At 36.7% G+C, this 18,036-nt stretch carries 19 protein-coding genes; 17 read left to right on the top strand and 2 right to left on the bottom strand.

The window, feature by feature from the left end:
• The first annotated feature begins 114 nt into the window (after positions 1-114).
• Genes WC614_03680 through WC614_03670 form a run of 3 tightly spaced genes read left to right on the top strand, consistent with a single transcriptional unit; the run spans position 115 to position 1,533 of the window.
• Positions 115-537 carry a prepilin-type N-terminal cleavage/methylation domain-containing protein gene (locus WC614_03680; GenBank protein ID MFA5032102.1) on the top strand — a complete coding sequence of 141 codons (423 nt, stop codon included), beginning with the start codon at positions 115-117 and terminating at the stop codon, positions 535-537.
• Positions 534-914 carry a prepilin-type N-terminal cleavage/methylation domain-containing protein gene (locus WC614_03675; GenBank protein ID MFA5032101.1) on the top strand — a complete coding sequence of 127 codons (381 nt, stop codon included), beginning with the start codon at positions 534-536 and terminating at the stop codon, positions 912-914. The genes WC614_03680 and WC614_03675 overlap by 4 nt, the downstream gene beginning before the upstream one ends.
• Positions 907-1,533, top strand: coding sequence for a prepilin-type N-terminal cleavage/methylation domain-containing protein (locus tag WC614_03670; protein MFA5032100.1), 627 nt, complete (start codon positions 907-909; stop codon positions 1,531-1,533). Before WC614_03675 ends, WC614_03670 begins: the two co-directional genes overlap by 8 nt.
• Before the next feature lies 1 nt (position 1,534).
• On the opposite strand, the gene mbhE is transcribed toward WC614_03670, so the two are convergent.
• The gene (gene mbhE, locus WC614_03665) at positions 1,535-2,059 is read right to left on the bottom strand and encodes a hydrogen gas-evolving membrane-bound hydrogenase subunit E (protein ID MFA5032099.1); all 525 of its coding nucleotides are present in this window, start codon (positions 2,057-2,059) and stop codon (positions 1,535-1,537) included.
• A 201-nt stretch (positions 2,060-2,260) separates the two neighbouring features.
• Here mbhE and WC614_03660 point away from each other — a divergent pair, with 201 nt between their 5' ends.
• From WC614_03660 to WC614_03645, 4 genes are all read left to right on the top strand, one after another.
• Entirely contained in the window at positions 2,261-2,812 is a 552-nt protein-coding gene (locus WC614_03660; GenBank protein MFA5032098.1) for a hypothetical protein, read from the top strand.
• A 19-nt stretch (positions 2,813-2,831) separates the two neighbouring features.
• On the top strand, positions 2,832-3,116 hold the full coding sequence (locus WC614_03655) for a LysO family transporter (GenBank protein MFA5032097.1): 285 nt from the start codon (positions 2,832-2,834) through the stop codon (positions 3,114-3,116).
• Positions 3,106-3,705: a lysine exporter LysO family protein gene (locus WC614_03650; protein ID MFA5032096.1), complete on the top strand. Its 600-nt coding sequence runs from the start codon at positions 3,106-3,108 to the stop codon at positions 3,703-3,705. The genes WC614_03655 and WC614_03650 overlap by 11 nt, the downstream gene beginning before the upstream one ends.
• A 174-nt stretch (positions 3,706-3,879) precedes the next feature.
• Entirely contained in the window at positions 3,880-6,618 is a 2,739-nt protein-coding gene (locus WC614_03645) for a kelch repeat-containing protein (GenBank protein MFA5032095.1), read from the top strand.
• A 42-nt stretch (positions 6,619-6,660) separates the two neighbouring features.
• On the opposite strand, the gene WC614_03640 is transcribed toward WC614_03645, so the two are convergent.
• Complete coding sequence (locus tag WC614_03640) at positions 6,661-6,819, bottom strand: hypothetical protein (GenBank protein ID MFA5032094.1); 159 nt, start codon at positions 6,817-6,819, stop codon at positions 6,661-6,663.
• 284 nt (positions 6,820-7,103) lie between these two features.
• On the opposite strand from WC614_03640, the gene WC614_03635 reads away from it, so the two are divergent.
• The 10 genes from WC614_03635 to WC614_03590 all read left to right on the top strand — a co-directional run bounded on the left by WC614_03635 (position 7,104) and on the right by WC614_03590 (position 18,018).
• Positions 7,104-8,045, top strand: a complete 942-nt coding sequence (locus tag WC614_03635; protein MFA5032093.1) for a sensor histidine kinase — start codon at positions 7,104-7,106, stop codon at positions 8,043-8,045.
• Positions 8,046-8,065: 20 nt separating this feature from the next.
• Complete coding sequence (locus tag WC614_03630; protein MFA5032092.1) at positions 8,066-9,019, top strand: sensor histidine kinase; 954 nt, start codon at positions 8,066-8,068, stop codon at positions 9,017-9,019.
• A gap of 17 nt (positions 9,020-9,036) precedes the next feature.
• On the top strand, positions 9,037-9,675 hold the full coding sequence (locus WC614_03625) for a response regulator transcription factor (GenBank protein MFA5032091.1): 639 nt from the start codon (positions 9,037-9,039) through the stop codon (positions 9,673-9,675).
• Between the two features lie 179 nt (positions 9,676-9,854).
• Positions 9,855-12,251 carry a TonB-dependent receptor gene (locus WC614_03620; protein ID MFA5032090.1) on the top strand — a complete coding sequence of 799 codons (2,397 nt, stop codon included), beginning with the start codon at positions 9,855-9,857 and terminating at the stop codon, positions 12,249-12,251.
• A gap of 342 nt (positions 12,252-12,593) precedes the next feature.
• Complete coding sequence (locus WC614_03615; GenBank protein ID MFA5032089.1) at positions 12,594-14,081, top strand: T9SS type A sorting domain-containing protein; 1,488 nt, start codon at positions 12,594-12,596, stop codon at positions 14,079-14,081.
• A 167-nt stretch (positions 14,082-14,248) separates the two neighbouring features.
• Positions 14,249-15,034, top strand: coding sequence for a sulfite exporter TauE/SafE family protein (locus WC614_03610; GenBank protein MFA5032088.1), 786 nt, complete (start codon positions 14,249-14,251; stop codon positions 15,032-15,034).
• Positions 15,035-15,098: 64 nt separating this feature from the next.
• Entirely contained in the window at positions 15,099-15,551 is a 453-nt protein-coding gene (locus WC614_03605) for a GxxExxY protein (GenBank protein ID MFA5032087.1), read from the top strand.
• A 64-nt stretch (positions 15,552-15,615) separates the two neighbouring features.
• Positions 15,616-16,752, top strand: a complete 1,137-nt coding sequence (locus WC614_03600) for an ABC transporter substrate-binding protein (protein ID MFA5032086.1) — start codon at positions 15,616-15,618, stop codon at positions 16,750-16,752.
• Positions 16,749-17,351: a hypothetical protein gene (locus WC614_03595; protein MFA5032085.1), complete on the top strand. Its 603-nt coding sequence runs from the start codon at positions 16,749-16,751 to the stop codon at positions 17,349-17,351. Before WC614_03600 ends, WC614_03595 begins: the two co-directional genes overlap by 4 nt.
• A 55-nt stretch (positions 17,352-17,406) precedes the next feature.
• Entirely contained in the window at positions 17,407-18,018 is a 612-nt protein-coding gene (locus tag WC614_03590) for a hypothetical protein (protein ID MFA5032084.1), read from the top strand.
• Positions 18,019-18,036: the final 18 nt, after the last annotated feature.

Below are 18,036 nucleotides of genomic sequence, written 5' to 3'. Positions count from 1 at the left end.
TTTGTATTTTTTCTAATTTTTTATTCTCTGGTTAATCTGCGTCCAAAAATAAGCAAAAACGCCAAAAATAAAATTTCCATTGACAGAATTATAAAATAAAAACATAATACTAATATGGGAAGAAGCAAAGGGTGGACACTAACAGAGTTAATGATAGTAATAGTAATGATGGGCATCATTATCGGAATCAGTATCCCAAGTTTCAAAAATTATATAGCGAAAACCAAATTAGATACCGCCAAGAATGAAATTCTGTCTACCTTAAACGCCGCACGCTCAAGCGCACTTTCCGAACAACAAAACTATCAGGTTATATTTGAAAAGGCTACTAACACCTATAGGATAAACCCTGGTGGTGCTTCAAAAACACTCCCCGATGGAATAGTAATATCAAATTCTTTCGATATTACCTACGAATTCCATCAAGATAGGACAGCACTTACGACTCCCTGTAATGTTAGTATCGTTAATACGCAAAATAACAGTGTAACATTTTACCTTATACCGGCTACGGGTTACATAGAGGTGCAAGAATGAAAAACAAAGGCTTTACTTTAATAGAAGTTCTGGTGTCAACACTTATTCTTGCAATTGGTGTTCTCGCAATGGTAAGACTTTTCCCAACCGCCTCAATAGTAAATGCAAGGGCAGATAGAATAAGCCAGGCAACAATACTTGCCGAAGACAAAATAGAACAAATAAGAAGTATGGGATACGATAGCCTACAAAATCTTATATCTGCAGGACAGGATAGCGGCACTTACAAGGTCGAAACTATAACTTTAAACTGGAGTCTAAGCACGGTGGGAAATCTTATACAGGCAAACATTGTATGTCATTGGCCCCCCCCGGGCAGAGTAATCAAAAATGAAGCAAGTATTAATCTTGTAACACAAGTGAGCAACCATGAATAAAAAAGGCTTAACTATGATTGAACTTATTGTAACACTTGTAATTTTAGGTATAATTATGACATTGGCAATATCTTTGCAAATTCACAATCAACAACTCTATAAAAGAGAAACTTCTCTAATTGACCTTCGCACAAATGTTCGCGGAGCGCTTGACATTATGGTTGAAGATTTAAGAAGCGCAGGGTTCAACCCGGAAGAAGCCCCCGCACCTGCTTTTACCCCCGGAGTAGTAGATGCGCAGTCAAATCTTATATGGATACGAACCGATACAGACACAGATGGAGTATACGATATCGGGGAAGAAATAGGCTATAGCATTTCCGACGGTAATCTCTACAAAAACAAGAATATGAACGGCGTTACGGATACTTCAATAATTGCAAGAGGTATAGATTATCTTGAGTTTAGATATATGGACAATAAGAGTGTTGAATTTACAAGCCCGGTAGCAGTTGCATCATTGGATAGCATAAAAACAATTAAAATAATAATAGTAGGAAAAACCCTAAAAAGATTTTTAAATTATATTGAATCGGGAAACTACCCGGATGGCACTTCCTATTCTGACAGATGTTACAGATGTTGGGATTCTACTTTTGTGAAATTACGAAACATCTAAATTATTTATCTTTCTCTTTTTTCCCGTGATTTCTGAGAATAACAAGCACCCCTATAGTGGCAGTAAATAAAACCGTAGCTTCTCCAAGCGTATCGTAGCCTCTATAATCAAGAATTATAGCGCTTACAAGGTTAGGTGCTCCCGTTTGGACTAGTCCATTTTTAATATAAAAATCCGAAACTCTCATGAGCGGAGAACCAAACGGAGGCAAAAACCCCATCGCTTGTATAGTGCCAATAATAACGAGAATAAGAACACATATCCCTACTATTGATGCAGGTAATATATGTTTAGTTGTGTCTACTCTTGTGCTTCTTGATATTGCAGCTATGAATATGGCAAGAGTTAAGACCTCCACAACTACCTGAGTAATTGCAAGATCCGGAGCCTGTAACATAAGGAATAAAAGCCCCTGTGAAAATCCGACGGCGCCCATTGCAATAACAGCACCCAGTAAATCCTTGATTTCACAGGCAATTACTGCAGCAACAATCATAAACACAAGCACACCATAAAATGCAATCATAAGGTAAAAGTAATTATGCAATAGCTTTTGTCAATAAATTTTTGTATTAAAATTACTTCATTACATTGATTTGTTAACTTCATTAACCTTCTTTCATTTCAAAAGAATGATTTTTTACACCGGGATTTCTATTTCCCTTTTTAAAATAACAATTTGACAAACATCAAAATAAATATCAAATGATATGATATATTTAAAATTATGAATTTTTTACTATTTTTAACGTTATTAGGTTCTCTAGAAAATAGAGAGCCTCTTCCATATTATGATAATTCTATTTGGGAACAAGATAAAGGAGTGAAAAGCAACATCTTAAAAAACTCTGTGATTGCAGGAATTTCCGGCAGTGTTTTCCACGCCTCTTCTATTTTTGTCCCTTTCGCAATCGAAAAAGACGGGTACAACCTTTATACCGGGCGATGGAACGTAATAATCCCGGCATGCATAGCCGATATTGGGATTGGCACAATTGGAGGGTTATTATCCGGAGTACTTGCTAAAAGCTGGATCAAAACGGAAGATAACAAGCTCGTTGCCTTTCTCAAAGGCACTGCTACCGGCTTACTGGGTGGAATCTTGTGGGGAACAACTGTGGGCAGCATTTGGACACATAATACAAAAAAATATGATTGTGAATATTCCAGATACTATGACTTATATGTTCTTATGAGCGTATATTCCGGTGTTGCCGTCAGCGCTATCGGAAGCGGCACAACCATACTTTATTCCAGCTGGAATATCTGGAGTAAATAGTACCACATAAAATACCTTTATGCTAATTATAATCATATTATTACTCTCAGGAATATTATTTGGATTTTTGTTGCGGGGAAAAAAAGGGCTTATTACTTTTGCAGATAAGCTTACAAACTGGACTATTTACTTACTTTTACTACTTTTGGGAATTGCTATTGGTTCCAATGACAAAATAATCAATAATATCGGAGACATTGGGATTAATGCAATTATTATTGCTCTTGGAACTGTAATCGGAAGTATCCTTGTTTCTTATATAGTTTATTTTCTTTATTTCAAAAAAGCAAAAGATGAAAAATAGCTTAATCATAATTGCTTTCTTTATTTTAGGTGTTTTAGGCGCATTGTTTTTACGCATACCTAAATCTATGTTTAATGCAAACCTTACTCTTTATAGTCTTTATTTGTTAATATTTTTGATTGGAATCAGCATAGGCAGTGACGCAAAAGTCTGGCAGATTATAAAAAATACAAATATTAAAATAGTCTTAGTGCCTTTATCAATAATTGTCGGAACATTGTTAGGCGTCATTCTATCTTCGTTTTTCATAAAAAATATTTCCTTGAAAGAATTGACAGCCGTAGGATGTGGGTTTGGATATTACACCCTGTCAAGTATTCTCATCACGAAAATCAGCAGTGAAGCTTTAGGAGTATTGGCATTGCTTTCTAATATTTTCAGGGAAATTATAACACTATTATTCGCTCCGGTATTGGTAAAATATTTTGGTAAATTGGCACCTATAGCTTCCGGAGGCGCTACATCAATGGATGTAACCCTCCCGGTTATCACAAAATTTGTCGGGAAAGAATACGCGATAATATCCGTTTTCAGTGGAGCAGTTTTAACTGTTGTCGTCCCCATCCTTATAACCTTTATCTTAAAATAAAATCCAACCCCTCTCCCCTACCAAACAGGCCGCATTTAACTTTCACAAATAAACTATTGACAAAACATTAGGAACAATATACCTTCATAATATATTCCCCAAACTTATAACTAACGGGGTTAACTACATTAGTACTATAAAAATTAACAACTGTTTTAAGTAAAAGGAGGTAAGATGAAAAATTATTTTAATCTTCACCGCCGGGGCTGGATGTTCTACCTATTATCCTTGTTTTTATTATATGGAATAGCATATTCGGAGTGGAGCCCGACAAAAAATCTTAATACGGGACGTTCCGGTTTTGAGTGTGCCGGACTTAATAATGGCAAAGTAATGGTTATGGGTGGCTTAAATGATTATTCTAACTATGAACTTTTTGACCCTGCAACAGGTATATGGACTAAAAGCGCATTACCTGCAATGTCAAGCCATGACCTTGGAATACTTATAGGAAATGGAAAAATTTTATATCTTGATGGCAGCGCTTGTAACTTTTGGTTTTACGACCCGATTACCCAAATATGGTCCAGCGCAGGGGTTTCGCTTGCCGCATGGGATAGTTGGAATTGTTATAACTTAATGAAAAACGGTAAAGTGCTTATACCTTATGATGGACAACATTGCCAGATATATGACCCTGCTGGTAATTCTTTAAGCGCAACGGGCTCAACCGTATATAATCACGGAAGCGGAGTACAATTAAACCTTCCGAACGGTAATGTACTCCTCGCGGGTGGTGGAGCGACAGCATCAAAAATAGTAAATTGTGAAATATATGACCCTGTTTTAGGAACATGGTCACAAACAGCTTCAATGGCTGTAGCAAGAAAAGCACACGTAGGCGTATTGCTCCCTCCCCCTTGGGAAAAAGTATTAATGACCGCAATTTTGTCTCCAACTCAACTTTACGACCCGGCAGCAGGCACATGGGCAACAACCGGACCTATGAGCACTACGGCTAGATCGTTTGCAGCAATGGCTTTGTTGCCTTGTGGAAAAGTGCTTATGGCAGGAGGAACCGTCGAAAAGACCTGTGAGCTTTATGACCCCGCAGCAGGGGCATGGACTATGACAGACAGTATGATGGTCGAAAGAGACCATTTTTCTCTCGCAATACTTTATACGGGAAAAGTTCTGGCAATGGGAACTCAACTGTCGGGTTTTCCACCTCAATCCGAAATATACGACCCTTCACAGGGAATATTCGCAAATAAAACAACGATTAATACAGGACGCAGGGCTGCAGCAATCACTGCTCTTCCCATAATACACACGAGTAATTGTTCCACGAATGTCCTTATTACCGGTGGTGAAAATGGAAGCGGGACACTTAATTCCTGCGAATTATACAATTATCAAAGAGATGTTGCCGCAAACACAGGCTCGCTTAATACCCCAAGAAGCTATCACACAATTACGCTTTTGCCGTCTTCGGGAGTGCTGGTAGCGGGAGGGAAAAATGCCTCCACCCCGCTTAATTCTTCCGAAACATTTAACTTACTAACGGAAGTATGGACAAACTCAGGAACAATGACAGATACAAGGTTTGACCATACTGCTACATTACTTAAAGACGGCAGAGTTCTCGTAACAGGCGGGGAAAATGGTTCCTATCTTAACTCCTGCGAAACATACAGCGGTGGGGTATGGACAACCGTAAATCCTATGAGCACTGCAAGAGCAAGACATTCGGCTGTATTGCTCTTAAACGGGAACATCCTTGTAATAGGCGGGGAAACCGCTGCAGGGACGCCGACAAACACTTGCGAACTCTGGGACGGGACAAACTGGACAAATGCGGCATCTATGGCCAACGCAAGAAACTTGCATACTACAACGCTTTTGCAGTCAGGGAAAGTTCTCGTGATTGGTGGAAAAGGAGCAGGCGGAACGGCATTAAATACTTGTGAAGTTTACAATCCGGCAACCAATACGTGGTCGTCCGAAGGAAATTTAAATTCAGCCCGTTATGCGCATAATGCTATTCTACTTTATTCCGGTCTTGTTTTAGTAACCGGTGGAACAAACGGCACAAATTCAATTTCCTCCTGTGAAATCTGGGATCCGGCAGCAGGTTTTGATTCCTTAACAAATAAGCACGAATGGAAAGTTACCGCGTCACTAACAACTCCAAGGGCTTATCACTCATCAATTCTTCTTCCGTATCTCAAACCTTATGTATATACAATAGGCGGTTTTGACGGAACTTCATATGTAAATTCCATTGAACAATATGATGTAGGACTTGGTTACCAGGATATATGGCAGTCAACAATAACCAATTACCCTTCGATAACGCCCATATCTGCTACAATGAACATACAGGGGACTCTTTTCCGCGGCGTATCGGAAGCAGATGGTGGAAACTATTGTCATAAATCGTCTAACGACCATCCGATAATTTCTCTTGTCCGTGTGGGTGGAGGGAACTGGCAAGGTAATGGCGGCGGGGAAATTATGAATATGCCAAACAGCACTTCTTGGGATACCGCGCATACAAACGTATCTCTGGATATGTCAGATTTCCAGGGACATTACAAACTGTGGTCTATCGTAAATGGTATTCCCTGCAAATGGTATAAACAATGCGCCGGAATTGAAGACAAGTCAAATTTGGATTTTGGATTTCGGAATGCGGAATTGACAGCAAAGCCAAACCCGTTTGTTAATAAAACAGTGGTCAGTATTTCGTTGGCAGTAGCCGATGGAAATGTAGGGCAAGGCTTTAGCCTTGCAATTTATGATATAGCAGGAAAATTAGTAAAAACTCTTTCCCCGATTAACGATTCACGTTTAACGAATAACGAAATAAAATGGGATGGGAAAGATAACAAGGGCAAAAATGTAAGACAGGGCATATACTTTGTAAGAAACAAATCTAAAGGATCTCTAAAACTCATCAAACTCAAATAATCTGTTTTTAATATTTGTTTATTATTTTTCGCAGGGGCAGACCTAAGCGTCTGCCCGTTTTGTTTTTGGACCCGTAGGCACAATTTCAAATTGTGCTCTCCAGTGTGTTAGATTCGTAGGGGCGAACAGCAGTTCGCCTTTTTGTTTGTTTCTTTTGTAGGCACAACTTGCCTGACGGCAGTCAGGTTTCAAATGGAACATCCGGGACATCCCGCTTGGGCGGCGACCGCTTGCCTGTCCAGAGTTTACCCCGCTGAGGCGGGGTAGGAGAAGCGGTGATTGTGCTCTTTGAATAATTTCTGTTTTTTTATTTCTAATGACTAATATAGGAAGCCCTTGAGTTTTAGCGATTAGGGATACCTATTCAGAAGCGTAGGATCCTAATACCCTATTAACTAATTGTTTTTTCCTGTTTCAAAAAAAATACAACATTTCCCCTATTGACAAGATTAATATACACTACTATAAAAATATCATATAAATATATGAAAAGCAGAACCGAAATAGAACAAAATATTCTTAAATGGGGATACATAATAACTATTATCGTAGTCATTCTACCTTTTATTAATCATATATTCTATGATTTGCGTTATGAACGACACATCCCTCTTTCGGATTTAGGAGATGTTATTGAGGTCTGTTTTGAAGCTTTAACAATATTTCTGTTAGGTTTCTTCTCCACAAGAACACTTAGTGGAGCTATTAAAAGGAACAGGGAACTGGAAGAAAAACATCAAAAAGAAAAAGAAGAAATGAATAATAAAATTATTGAAAGCGTAATGGAAGCGCAGGAAAAAGAACGCAAAAAAATTTCAAGAGAAATGCACAACGGCGTAGGGCAAAACTTAAGTATCGTGAAAATGAATCTTGAAATGGCAACTAAAAAAAGCAATAAAAACCTTTCTAAAGATTTCAATTCAACCATAAACTTAATTAATGAAAGCATACAAGAATTGAAGAAATTATCTATGGATGTACGTCCCAGCATCTTGGATGACCTTGGATTGGTTCCCACGCTAAGATGGTATATAAAAAATTGTTCCGCAAGCACAGGTGTCAAGATAATATTTACCGGAAATATTGAATGCAGATTATCTCCCGGCATAGAAACCAACATATACAGAATAATTCAGGAAGCTTTATCCAATGCCCTAAAACACAGCAAAGCAAAAGTTATAAATATATTTATAAAGGCAGAGAATAACGAACTGTTCTTATCCATAAAAGATAATGGGAAAGGATTTGAACCAGAGAAATACTTGACAGGTATGAATAATAACAATAAGATAGGCATTGTAAGTATAAAAGAAAGAGTAACTTTGATGAATGGCGCTTTAAGCATAAAATCTGACACTGGCAAAGGAACAGGAATTGAAATAAAAATACCAATAAAAAGAAAGGATAATGCAAATCATTTTGATTAACGTTTTAGATAATTAACTTAATGAAAACCAAAATAAAGAAAGGATACCAAACTCTTAAAAAAGGCTATATACTAACTATCGTTCTGGTGCTTACGCCTTTTATTGCCCGTATAATTTATAATATTTGTCACAATGCACAACCAGCCTTTGCAGATTTAGAAGATGTTTTTGAAATCTGTGGAGAAACTTTAGCTATATTTTTATTAGGTTATTGGGGATTACGAACCATTAATTTAATGAAGAAAAATATAGAAATAGAAGAAAAGTACGAAAAAGAAAAAGGAGAAATGAATAAACAGATAATTGCCAGTGTATTAGAAGGGCAGGAAAAAGAACGTAAAAAAATTTCAAGGGAATTACACGATGGGATAGGTCAAAATTTGAGTGTGCTAAAAATGAATATGGAAATGGCTCATAACCATAAAAAAGGCAAAGACAAAAAAATTATTTCCAAATCTATGGATCCAACTATAAAACTAATTGATGAAAGTATACGGGAGCTAAAAAAATTATCTATGGACACACGTCCTAATATACTTGACGACCACGGGTTAATTCCTGCATTGAAATGGTATATAAAAAATTGTTCTGCAAGCACAACAACTAACATCAAACTTAAAAACAACTTAAATTATAGATTGTCTCCTATTTTTGAAACCAATATATACAGGATAGTCCAGGAAGCAGTATCCAATGCTATAAAACATGGCAAAGCCGTTATAATAAACATATTTATAAAAGTTGAAGATGAAAATCTCTTGCTTTCCATAATAGATAACGGAAACGGTTTTGACTTTAAACAATATCTTAAAGAAAGAAAATATAATAACCAGGTAGGTATCATTAGTATGCAGGAAAGGGTAAATTTAATGGATGGCGTTTTTAATATAGAATCGCAAATCGGTAAAGGCACAAACATAGAAATAAAAATACCCGCTCCCGAGAAATTTGCCTCTGGGGGGGGGGGGACTTAACTTAACGGCAAACAAAAATGAAAATCGTCCTAATTGAAGACCATAATATAGTAAGGGAAGGGTTAAAAAAACTACTGGAAGAAGATTGTTCAATACAGATTGTCGGAGAAGCTCAGAACGGGAAAGAAGCCATTAAGCTCGCAGATAAGTTAGTTCCTGATTTAATGCTAATGGATATCTCTATGCCTCTAATGAATGGGATAGAAGCAACACGGATAATTAAAAAAAAACGCCCGGGAATAAAAATTCTTATATTAAGTATGTATGACAATGAAGAATATATAAAAAAAGCTTTACTTGTAAAAGCTGATGGGTACTTATTAAAAGAAACATTGGCAAAAAACCTTATTTCTGCAATAAAAATTATAGAAAAAGGTGGAACATATTTTAGCAATAAAATAGCAGAACAACTATTAGATAAAAAACATTCTCTCCCCCAGAAACAAAATGATATGAAAACAACTTTTGACACTTTAACTTCAAAAGAAAGAGAAGTTTTAAAATTAATAGGAGAAGGACATTCCAATAAAGAAATTGCCAACATTCTTGTCAGAAGTGTAAAAACCATAGAAACACACCGTTCAAATGTAATGAGAAAATTGTCCATTCATAAACTTGCAGACTTAATAAGATATGCAATAAAAAAAGAACTGTAAGGAATTTGTAATAGTTTGTTCCCCTCTTAAATCCTTTTGAATACCCCGATAGTTCAATACCTTAATGCCTTTCTAATTCATTTATAAAATACAGCATTACCCCTATTGACAAAACAAAAAATAGTAAGTAACAAAATACCATAATTAAATTTGATGAAAATAAAATCAAAGGAGGTAGTATGAAAAAAAGTGTTAGAAAGGTTATGTTGTGTTTACTGCTATTTTCAGTAGCAGTTACACTATCGGCACAGACTACCAAAATCACAGGGAAAGTCATTGATTCGGATACCTGGAAGCCGCTTATTTGTGCGAATATCATTATAGAAGGCACAGGTATGGGAGCATTTACGGATAATAAAGGAAATTTCTCTATGAATATTGAGCCCGGGAAATACAATATTACGGCATCAATGATAGGATATAAAACAGAAAAACTTGAAATAGTAATATCCGAAGGCGAAAATACATTACCGGATATAAAACTTAAAACAACAGCCTTACAAATGCAGGAAGTAGTTGTTACTGCAAGCAGAGTACCTACAAAGGTTTTTAACGCAGCCGCAGCCGTAAGTGTTGTTAATGAAAGTAAAGTAAAAGCCCCGGAGAATAATAGCGTTTGTGAGGCTTTAAGGAATATTTCAGGAGTACAACTTTGTCAATATGGAGAATCCAATGTAATGGGAGGTTCATGGGGATTCTCAATGCGGGGATGGGAAAGTTCGAGGGGTGTTTTTCTTGTGGACGGTATTCCCCAGACAGGAGGGCAAATAGCAAACCTACCTTTTGAAGCAGTTGACAGGATAGAAGTAATAAAGGGACCTTGCGGAGCTCTTTACGGTAAGAACTCTCTTGGCGGCGTTGTGCAAGTTATCACAAAAGCAGGAACAGAGGAAAATCAAATAACAGCAAACACAGGTTATGAAACTGTTACCGGGACGAAAAAACTTTCTTTAACCGCTTCAGGCCCATTAAATATCGGCAAGAATTCAACCTTCGCAGTTACAGGAGGAATTAGGGCTGCTGATGGCTGGCAGACACGAACGGATACTGCAAGTGGCGCAAAGGCACCTGCAAATAGCAAGATATATGACTTTTATACACATCTTGAGATAGGATTGACTCAAAAAGACAAGTTAAAAGTACTCGGAGGATATGATAATGGCTATCAAGCTCAGCTAACTACTATATGGGTAGATTCACTCGGGAAAAGAATAACTCACTACTTTCCCGACCGTGGTACAAATTATTCTATTCCTAACCGTGATTATATCTATCAAATTACATACAGATTAGGAACAATATGGACACATAACTTTAACTCCACAACAAGTCTTACAAGCACTATTTCTGGCTGGCAGAAATTGACTGAAGGAGCAGTAGGGAGATTAAGGGGTTTCTCTCCAAAAGGAGATACTGTTTATCGTTGGGCAAATAATTCAAGAAGCAATGGCTGCAGTGGATTCGGTGAAACACAATTCCAGAAACAAATGAAAATTGCGGGAAACACGTTGACATTAACAGCCGGTGCTAATTGCGAGTTAAAACCATCCCAGAGTTATTCCCAAAGTATACAATACAAATCATCCAGTTATATTCCTTTGGATATTAATACATTGGTTGAACCCAGCCCAACAAATTACGTTTATGCAAAGCCAACTTACTCAGAAAGCAAGACAGAAGATTATGGCGTTTACCTTCAAAGCAATTTAACTCTTCTAAAGATTTTTGAACTTGAAGCAGGTATCCGTCATTGCAAATACAATCAATACAAAATTAGTATTCCTTCGGGAATAATAGACACCTTCTCACAGAATGCAGACCCATATCGTGTCGGACTTCTTTGTCATCTGTTAGAAAAAAATGACGCAAAGATTAATGTTTATGGTAGCTGTGGACAGGGTTTCAGTCCTCAACAAGGCGTAACCGATACAAATCTTATCAAGCCGGAGATAACTACAAGCAAGGAAGCTGGAATTAAATCCCGTTTTTTCGGAGGTATACTGAGTTTAAATCTTGCTGTTTACGATGATATCAGGCGAGGTGTAAAAGAAATTAATCCTGCAACAAATACGTATGAGAATGCTATTGACCAGGAAGTAAAAGGATTTGAAATTGATGTTTCAATAAGACCCGGTTCTATCTTATCGGGATTTGAACTTTTTGGAACGTTTACCGAGATGGACCCCAGGGTGCTTCACGATAAGTTTGCACCCGAAGGAGAAGGAAAATACCTTTATAGTAGCGGACCGTTTTCAGCGCTTCAATTATGGTCTATAGGAATAGGTTACAGCAATAAACTGATAAGCGGAGAAATCACAAATCACTACACCGGAACTTCTTATTATGATGCTGCCAATATAATTAAGTTCCCGGGTTATAATCTGATAGATGCTGATATTGCTCTTCATTTCGGAATGTTTGCTTTTTCTGTCTTCGGGAAAAATCTTCTTGATACGGAATACTGTACAGCATCATACGGACCTAATGTATTTACGGTTGACGGACATTGTGCAGGTGCAGCATTTGAAGGATTACCAAGAAGATTCGGAACTTCCCTTTCTTACGGGTTTAAATAATAAGAAAATAATACGACGCATTCTCCTGTTGATTTGCGGGTAGGAAGCAAGATGGGAATACTGCATCTCGTCTTGTCTTCCTGCCCGGTAGAATAAATAAAGAAATGATGACCACCGCTCCGCCTGAGGCGGACGGACAGCAGAGACGAAGGAATGACAGATAAATAAAAAAATGGGAAATTGGATATTTAGTGTAGTATCTCTACTAATTTTTTACATTATGTTCTTTTATCGTTCTGAATGGAGCGTAGCGGAATGAAGAATCTATTTGTAATAAGACTCTTCACCGCTTGAGGCGGAATTTATATTGTAAGAATTTAGATTTTATGTTCAGATAATTTTATGAGTCATAACTCTATTTTTCGTATTACAAGTCTCAAACTTTTATTACTTACAGGAATATTAATTACAAGCAACGCAATCGCATGTGCACCGGATACCCTGTGGACAAGAACTTTCGGTGGAACTAACTATGATTTTGGTAAATCAATCCAGGAAACTTTCGACAGCGGTTTTATAGTTGTTGGTTCTACGGTCTCTTTTGCAACAAGAGGTGGTTACGATTTTTATCTTATCAGGACAAATTCTTCAGGTGATACGTTGTGGACAAGGACTTTCGGTGAAGAAGGTAACGATTGGGGCAACTCAGTCCAAGAAACCTCTGATAGTGGTTTTGTTATTGCAGGAACTATATGTCCTAATTCTACAGATATTTATTTTGTCAAGACAAATTCTTCTGGCGATTCTATCTGGGCTAAAATTTTCGGTCATGCCGGTAACTATTTCGATTATGGTTATTCTGTTCAAAAAACTTCCGATAACGGTTTTATTATTTCAGGAGAAGAAGGTAACAGTAATATCTACTTAATAAGAACGAATTCTTCAGGTACTGCTGTCTGGCTTAAAACTTTCGGAGAGAATAACAGTGATTTTGGAAATTCAGTTCAGGAAACTTCTGATGGCGGTTTTATAATTACTGGCGGGACAACCTCATCCGGAACAAGCAAAGGCGACGTTTATCTTACAAAAGTAACTTCTTCGGGAGATGTAGTTTGGACAAAAACTTTCGGCGGGACTAAGAATGATGGAGGATGTTCCGTTCGGCAAACTAAAGACGGCGGGTTTATTATTACAGGTTCTACAAGCTCTTTTGGAGCGGGTGGCTCTGACGTCTATCTGATTAAGACAGATTCTTCAGGTAATACACTCTGGACAAGAACTTTTGGTGGGACAGGTAATGATTTTAGCAATTCAATCCAACAAACCAAAGACGGTGGTTTTATTATTGCAGGTTCTACAAACTCTTTCGGGGCAGGTGGTTATGATGTTTATGTTATCAGGACAGATTCTTCGGGGAGCACTCTTTGGACGAAAACTTTCGGCGGAAATGACGATGATAAGGGATATTCTATTCAACAGACTTCTGATGGCGGCTTTATTGTTGCAGGTGAAACGTACTCATTCGGAGCAGGCAACAATGATGTCTATCTCATCCGGTTAGATAAAGAAACAGGGGTAGAAGAAAAATCAAATATCAAATATCAAAAAATAAATATACAAATAGGACGAAACCCGTTTCGCACAAGCACGATTATTCATTATGCTACACCTCCAAATTCCGATTCACGCCTGTCCGCCGTAGGCGGAAATACCAAATTAACGATTTACGACATTTCCGGCAGGTGTATAAAAACTCTTGTCAACGAACAAAAACCAGCAGGCACTTATACCGCAATCCTTAATGCAAAAGAGCTAAAAGCAGGAATTTATTTTGCGGAACTGAAAACAGGGAACTATAATGTAACAAAAAAGTTAATTTTGATGAAATAAGCAGGACGATTATGAGGTGAAAATAGTTAATAACAAAAGAAATGATGAAACAATCTCAAACAAAGAGAATCAAATAAAGAATGAAAAATTGGATATTTAGGAATTAGAGGGTTTGTTCGGCATTCGGATTTTATGTATTTGGTAATTACATTTTATAGGAGGGGTTTATGGAATATATAGTAATAGGTATAGCGGCTGTCATTGTATCCGGACTTTCGCTCTTTTCTGGTTTTGGGTTAGGAACAGTACTTACGCCTCTTTTTGTAATCTTTTTTCCTATAGAGATTGCAGTAGGTATGACGGCACTGGTACATTTTTCCAACGGCATTTTTAAACTTATCCTGATGGGAAAAAATGCCGATAAAGCTACCGTTTTACGGTTTGGAATTCCGGCTATATTGTCTGCTTTTGTCGGAGCATATCTTCTTGGTCTTCTTTCCGGTATGCAGCCATTGACTTCCTACGACTTAGCAGGCAGACATTGCACTATTACAACAATAAAACTTGTTATTGCAGTTATAATGAGCGTATTCTCAGTTATTGAACTGATACCAAGACTGAACAATATAAATATAGAACGAAAGTATTTACCGATAGGAGGGCTTTTAAGTGGTTTTTTCGGAGGACTTTCAGGAAATCAGGGAGCTTTACGCAGCACTTTTCTTCTTCACGCTGGGTTAGATAAAAAAGCTTTTGTCGGGACAGGGGTGGTAATAGCCTGTATCGTTGACATTACACGAATCTCCGTATATGCTTATACGATTCTCGTTGCAAAAAAAACGAATCCCATAGAAGGACATATTCCTTTATTAATAGTTGCCTGTTTATCGGCATTCATTGGTGCTTATGTGGGTAAACGACTTTTGAAAAAAGTTACCATACGCACTGTGCAATTGATTGTAGCAATAATGATGTTCTTGATTGCTATAGGACTTGGAAGTGGGTTAATATAAATGGGGTTTTACAAAACAAAAAATAGTATCGACAGGGATTTGAAGAGAACTTTAAGAGATAAAAATGAAATGGAATGATTCTGAGTATAGGAGTATTACCGATAAAATTATTAAGGCTTTTTATAAAATACATAACCAGTTAGGTCCGGGATTATTAGAACAAGCATACCACAGAGCTCTGTTTATTGAGTTAAGTAAAGAATTAAAGGTTGCTTCTGAGAAAGAGTTTTCTGTTATGTACGAAAATCAGGAAGTCAGTAAATATATACCCGACTTGTTAATAGAAGAAAAGATTATAGTTGAAGTTAAAGCAGTAAAAGAGTTGAATGAAGAGCATAAAGCTCAATTAATATCACAATTGAGGGTAAGTGAAACTCTGATTGGATTTTTAGTGAATTTTGCTAAGAAAAATTTGGAATTTAAAAGATTTGACAACTTTTATCAGATTGAAAGAAAAGGTTTAAGTTTAGAAGAAAAGGGATTTTTTAAGTTAACAGGGATGGAAAGAGAATGTTAAAAGATAAAAGAATTAAGAATAAAAAATCTCTTTCAATCTCGTCCAATCCCTGTTAATAATAATTATGAAAAAGATAATATTATTAATCGCCATAGTTTTTTTATGTTTTATCGGGACAACTAAAGCTCAGGATGCTCAAAATACGGTAACCGTTACTGATATGGCAGGAAGAGAAGTATCATTCAGGCAGCCAGTAAAACGAATTATATTAATTTTTGGCAAAGAGATTTATGAATTCTCTTCACTGCTTGGAGATGAAATAGAAGACAAGCTTGTAGCCTGGGGCCCGGCTCTAAAGACATCAGATAATGATGCGTATATAACGTTTATTAAAAGGTTTCCTCGTTTGCAAAAAATACCTTTTTTAGGAAGTTATCATAAAGGGACATTAAATATGGAACAAATTTTAGCATTAAAACCAGATTTGGTTATTGCTGAAGTATCTATGACTTGGAGGGCGGATGTTATAAACCAGGTGGAAAAAGCAAAATTGCCTTATCTTGTTCTTGATATGGCCAGCGATCCCTTTCAAGGAAAAGTTCAAAGTAAAAGTTTACTCCTCTTAGGAAAGGTTTTAGGGAAAGAAGAAAAGGCGAAAGAAATAACAGATTTTGCGGATTCCCATATTGATACAATTTTTTCCCGTCTTTCAAGAATTAAATCACCAGTACCATCGGTATACATTGAAGAAGCGACTTCAGTAGAATTTTATGGAAATACTCATGGTTATGACAAAAACAGAAAATTGTTAACATGGGGGGCAGTATTTGGACAAGTCAGGTGTAATAATATTGCCGTAAATAAAATATGTTATATGGGACAGATAAACCCGGAATATTTATTGAAAGCGGACCCGGATGTAATTATTCTCATAGGTAGTAGTGGTAATTTAGATTTCCCTACTTCAATACGACTTGGTTATAATGTTAGCAAGTCAGAGGCATTATCAAGATTACAGGATTTTACTAAGCGTCCCGGATGGGAAAATCTCCAGGCAGTTAAAAATCATCGTATATACGCTTTATCCCATGAATTTATCCAACACAATATGGGTTTTGTTGGTCTGGAACAAATCGTAAAATGGCTATATCCCGATGAATTTAAGGATATTAATCCGGAAGAGGATTTGCAGGAATTTCATAATAAATTTATGCCTGTTCCATACAATGGAGTATGGATGATAGGGTTGGAGGATAAATGATAAAACAAAATATAGGTTTTTTTGATGCCTGTTCCAGAGAAATGGATGAATCCGGAACAAAATTAGTTTTTCGTTCACGTGTGGTTCCGATTGGCGAAAAATTAAACAAATTATATGACATAGCATCAACAAGAAATATCCCGATTCTTTTTACTACCTGTTGTGCGGGAAGAATGCCTGAAAAAAATGTGATGCCGGATGTCCTTTTTATTCCTATGGATACAAATAATAATGAATGGGTTAAAAATGTTAAAAATTATCATCAATTTTATATTCAAAAAAATCCCGATAGCGAAAGGGAACCGCAATTAAGCTATATTTGTGAGTATCATGATGCTTTTAAGCATAACAGCAATGCAATTAGATTAATAGAAATGCTTGATATTTCACATTGGATTGCTTTTGGAAATGGGTTTGATTTTTGTGTAACTACCGGGATTCGTACTCTTGTAAAGATGAAAAAGAAAGTAACCCTTATTACTGATGTTTTAATACGGGCTACTGATGGCACTGATGAAAATTATAATAACCTTATGGAAGAATTCCATAATCTTGGAGTATATACAACTACTTTGGAAGAGCTCTTAAAGTCTTTATAAAGATAATCAATCTTACGCATTGATATTAAAACAATGAATTAAGTTGGGGGGACAAATGATAAAACATAGTATAGGATTTTTTGAATCCGATTGCAGGCAAATGAACGTATCCGGTACAAAAATGATATTTCGTTCCCGCACAAAAATCATAGGTAAAAAAGTAAAAAAATTATACAACATAGCTTCGGAAATGAACATTCCTTATGTTATTACTTTTTGTTGTGGAGTTAAGATGTTTGAAAAAAATATGTTACCCGATATCCTTTTTATTCCTATAGACCAAAAAGATGATGAATGGACTAAGTATGTTAAAGACTACCGTCAATTTTTTATCCAGAAACTTTCCTGGCCAAAAACAGACCCGCAAGGTAAACGCTGCGATTATTTCAATGCTTTTAAGTATAACGGCAACGCGGTAAAACTGATAAAAATGCTTGATGTTTCGGAATGGATAGTCTTCGGAAATTCGTTTGAATTCTGCGTAAATACTGCCATACAGTCTCTTATAACTGCAGGACAGAAAGTAACCCTACTTACGGATACTCTAATCAGGGGAACAAAAGGCTTTGGTGATTCCGGGACAGATGAAAAATATAATAGTCTTATTAATGAGTTTCGTTCTCTTGGAGTATCTATGAAAACATTGGATGAGCTAAAAAATGAATGACAAAATCAGAATGACTAT

The organism is bacterium (assembly GCA_041649255.1).
Lineage (GTDB): Bacteria > Hydrothermota > UBA3073 > JACQXS01 > JAQTXJ01 > JAQTXJ01.
This window is presented reverse-complemented; position numbering and strand designations above follow the sequence as displayed.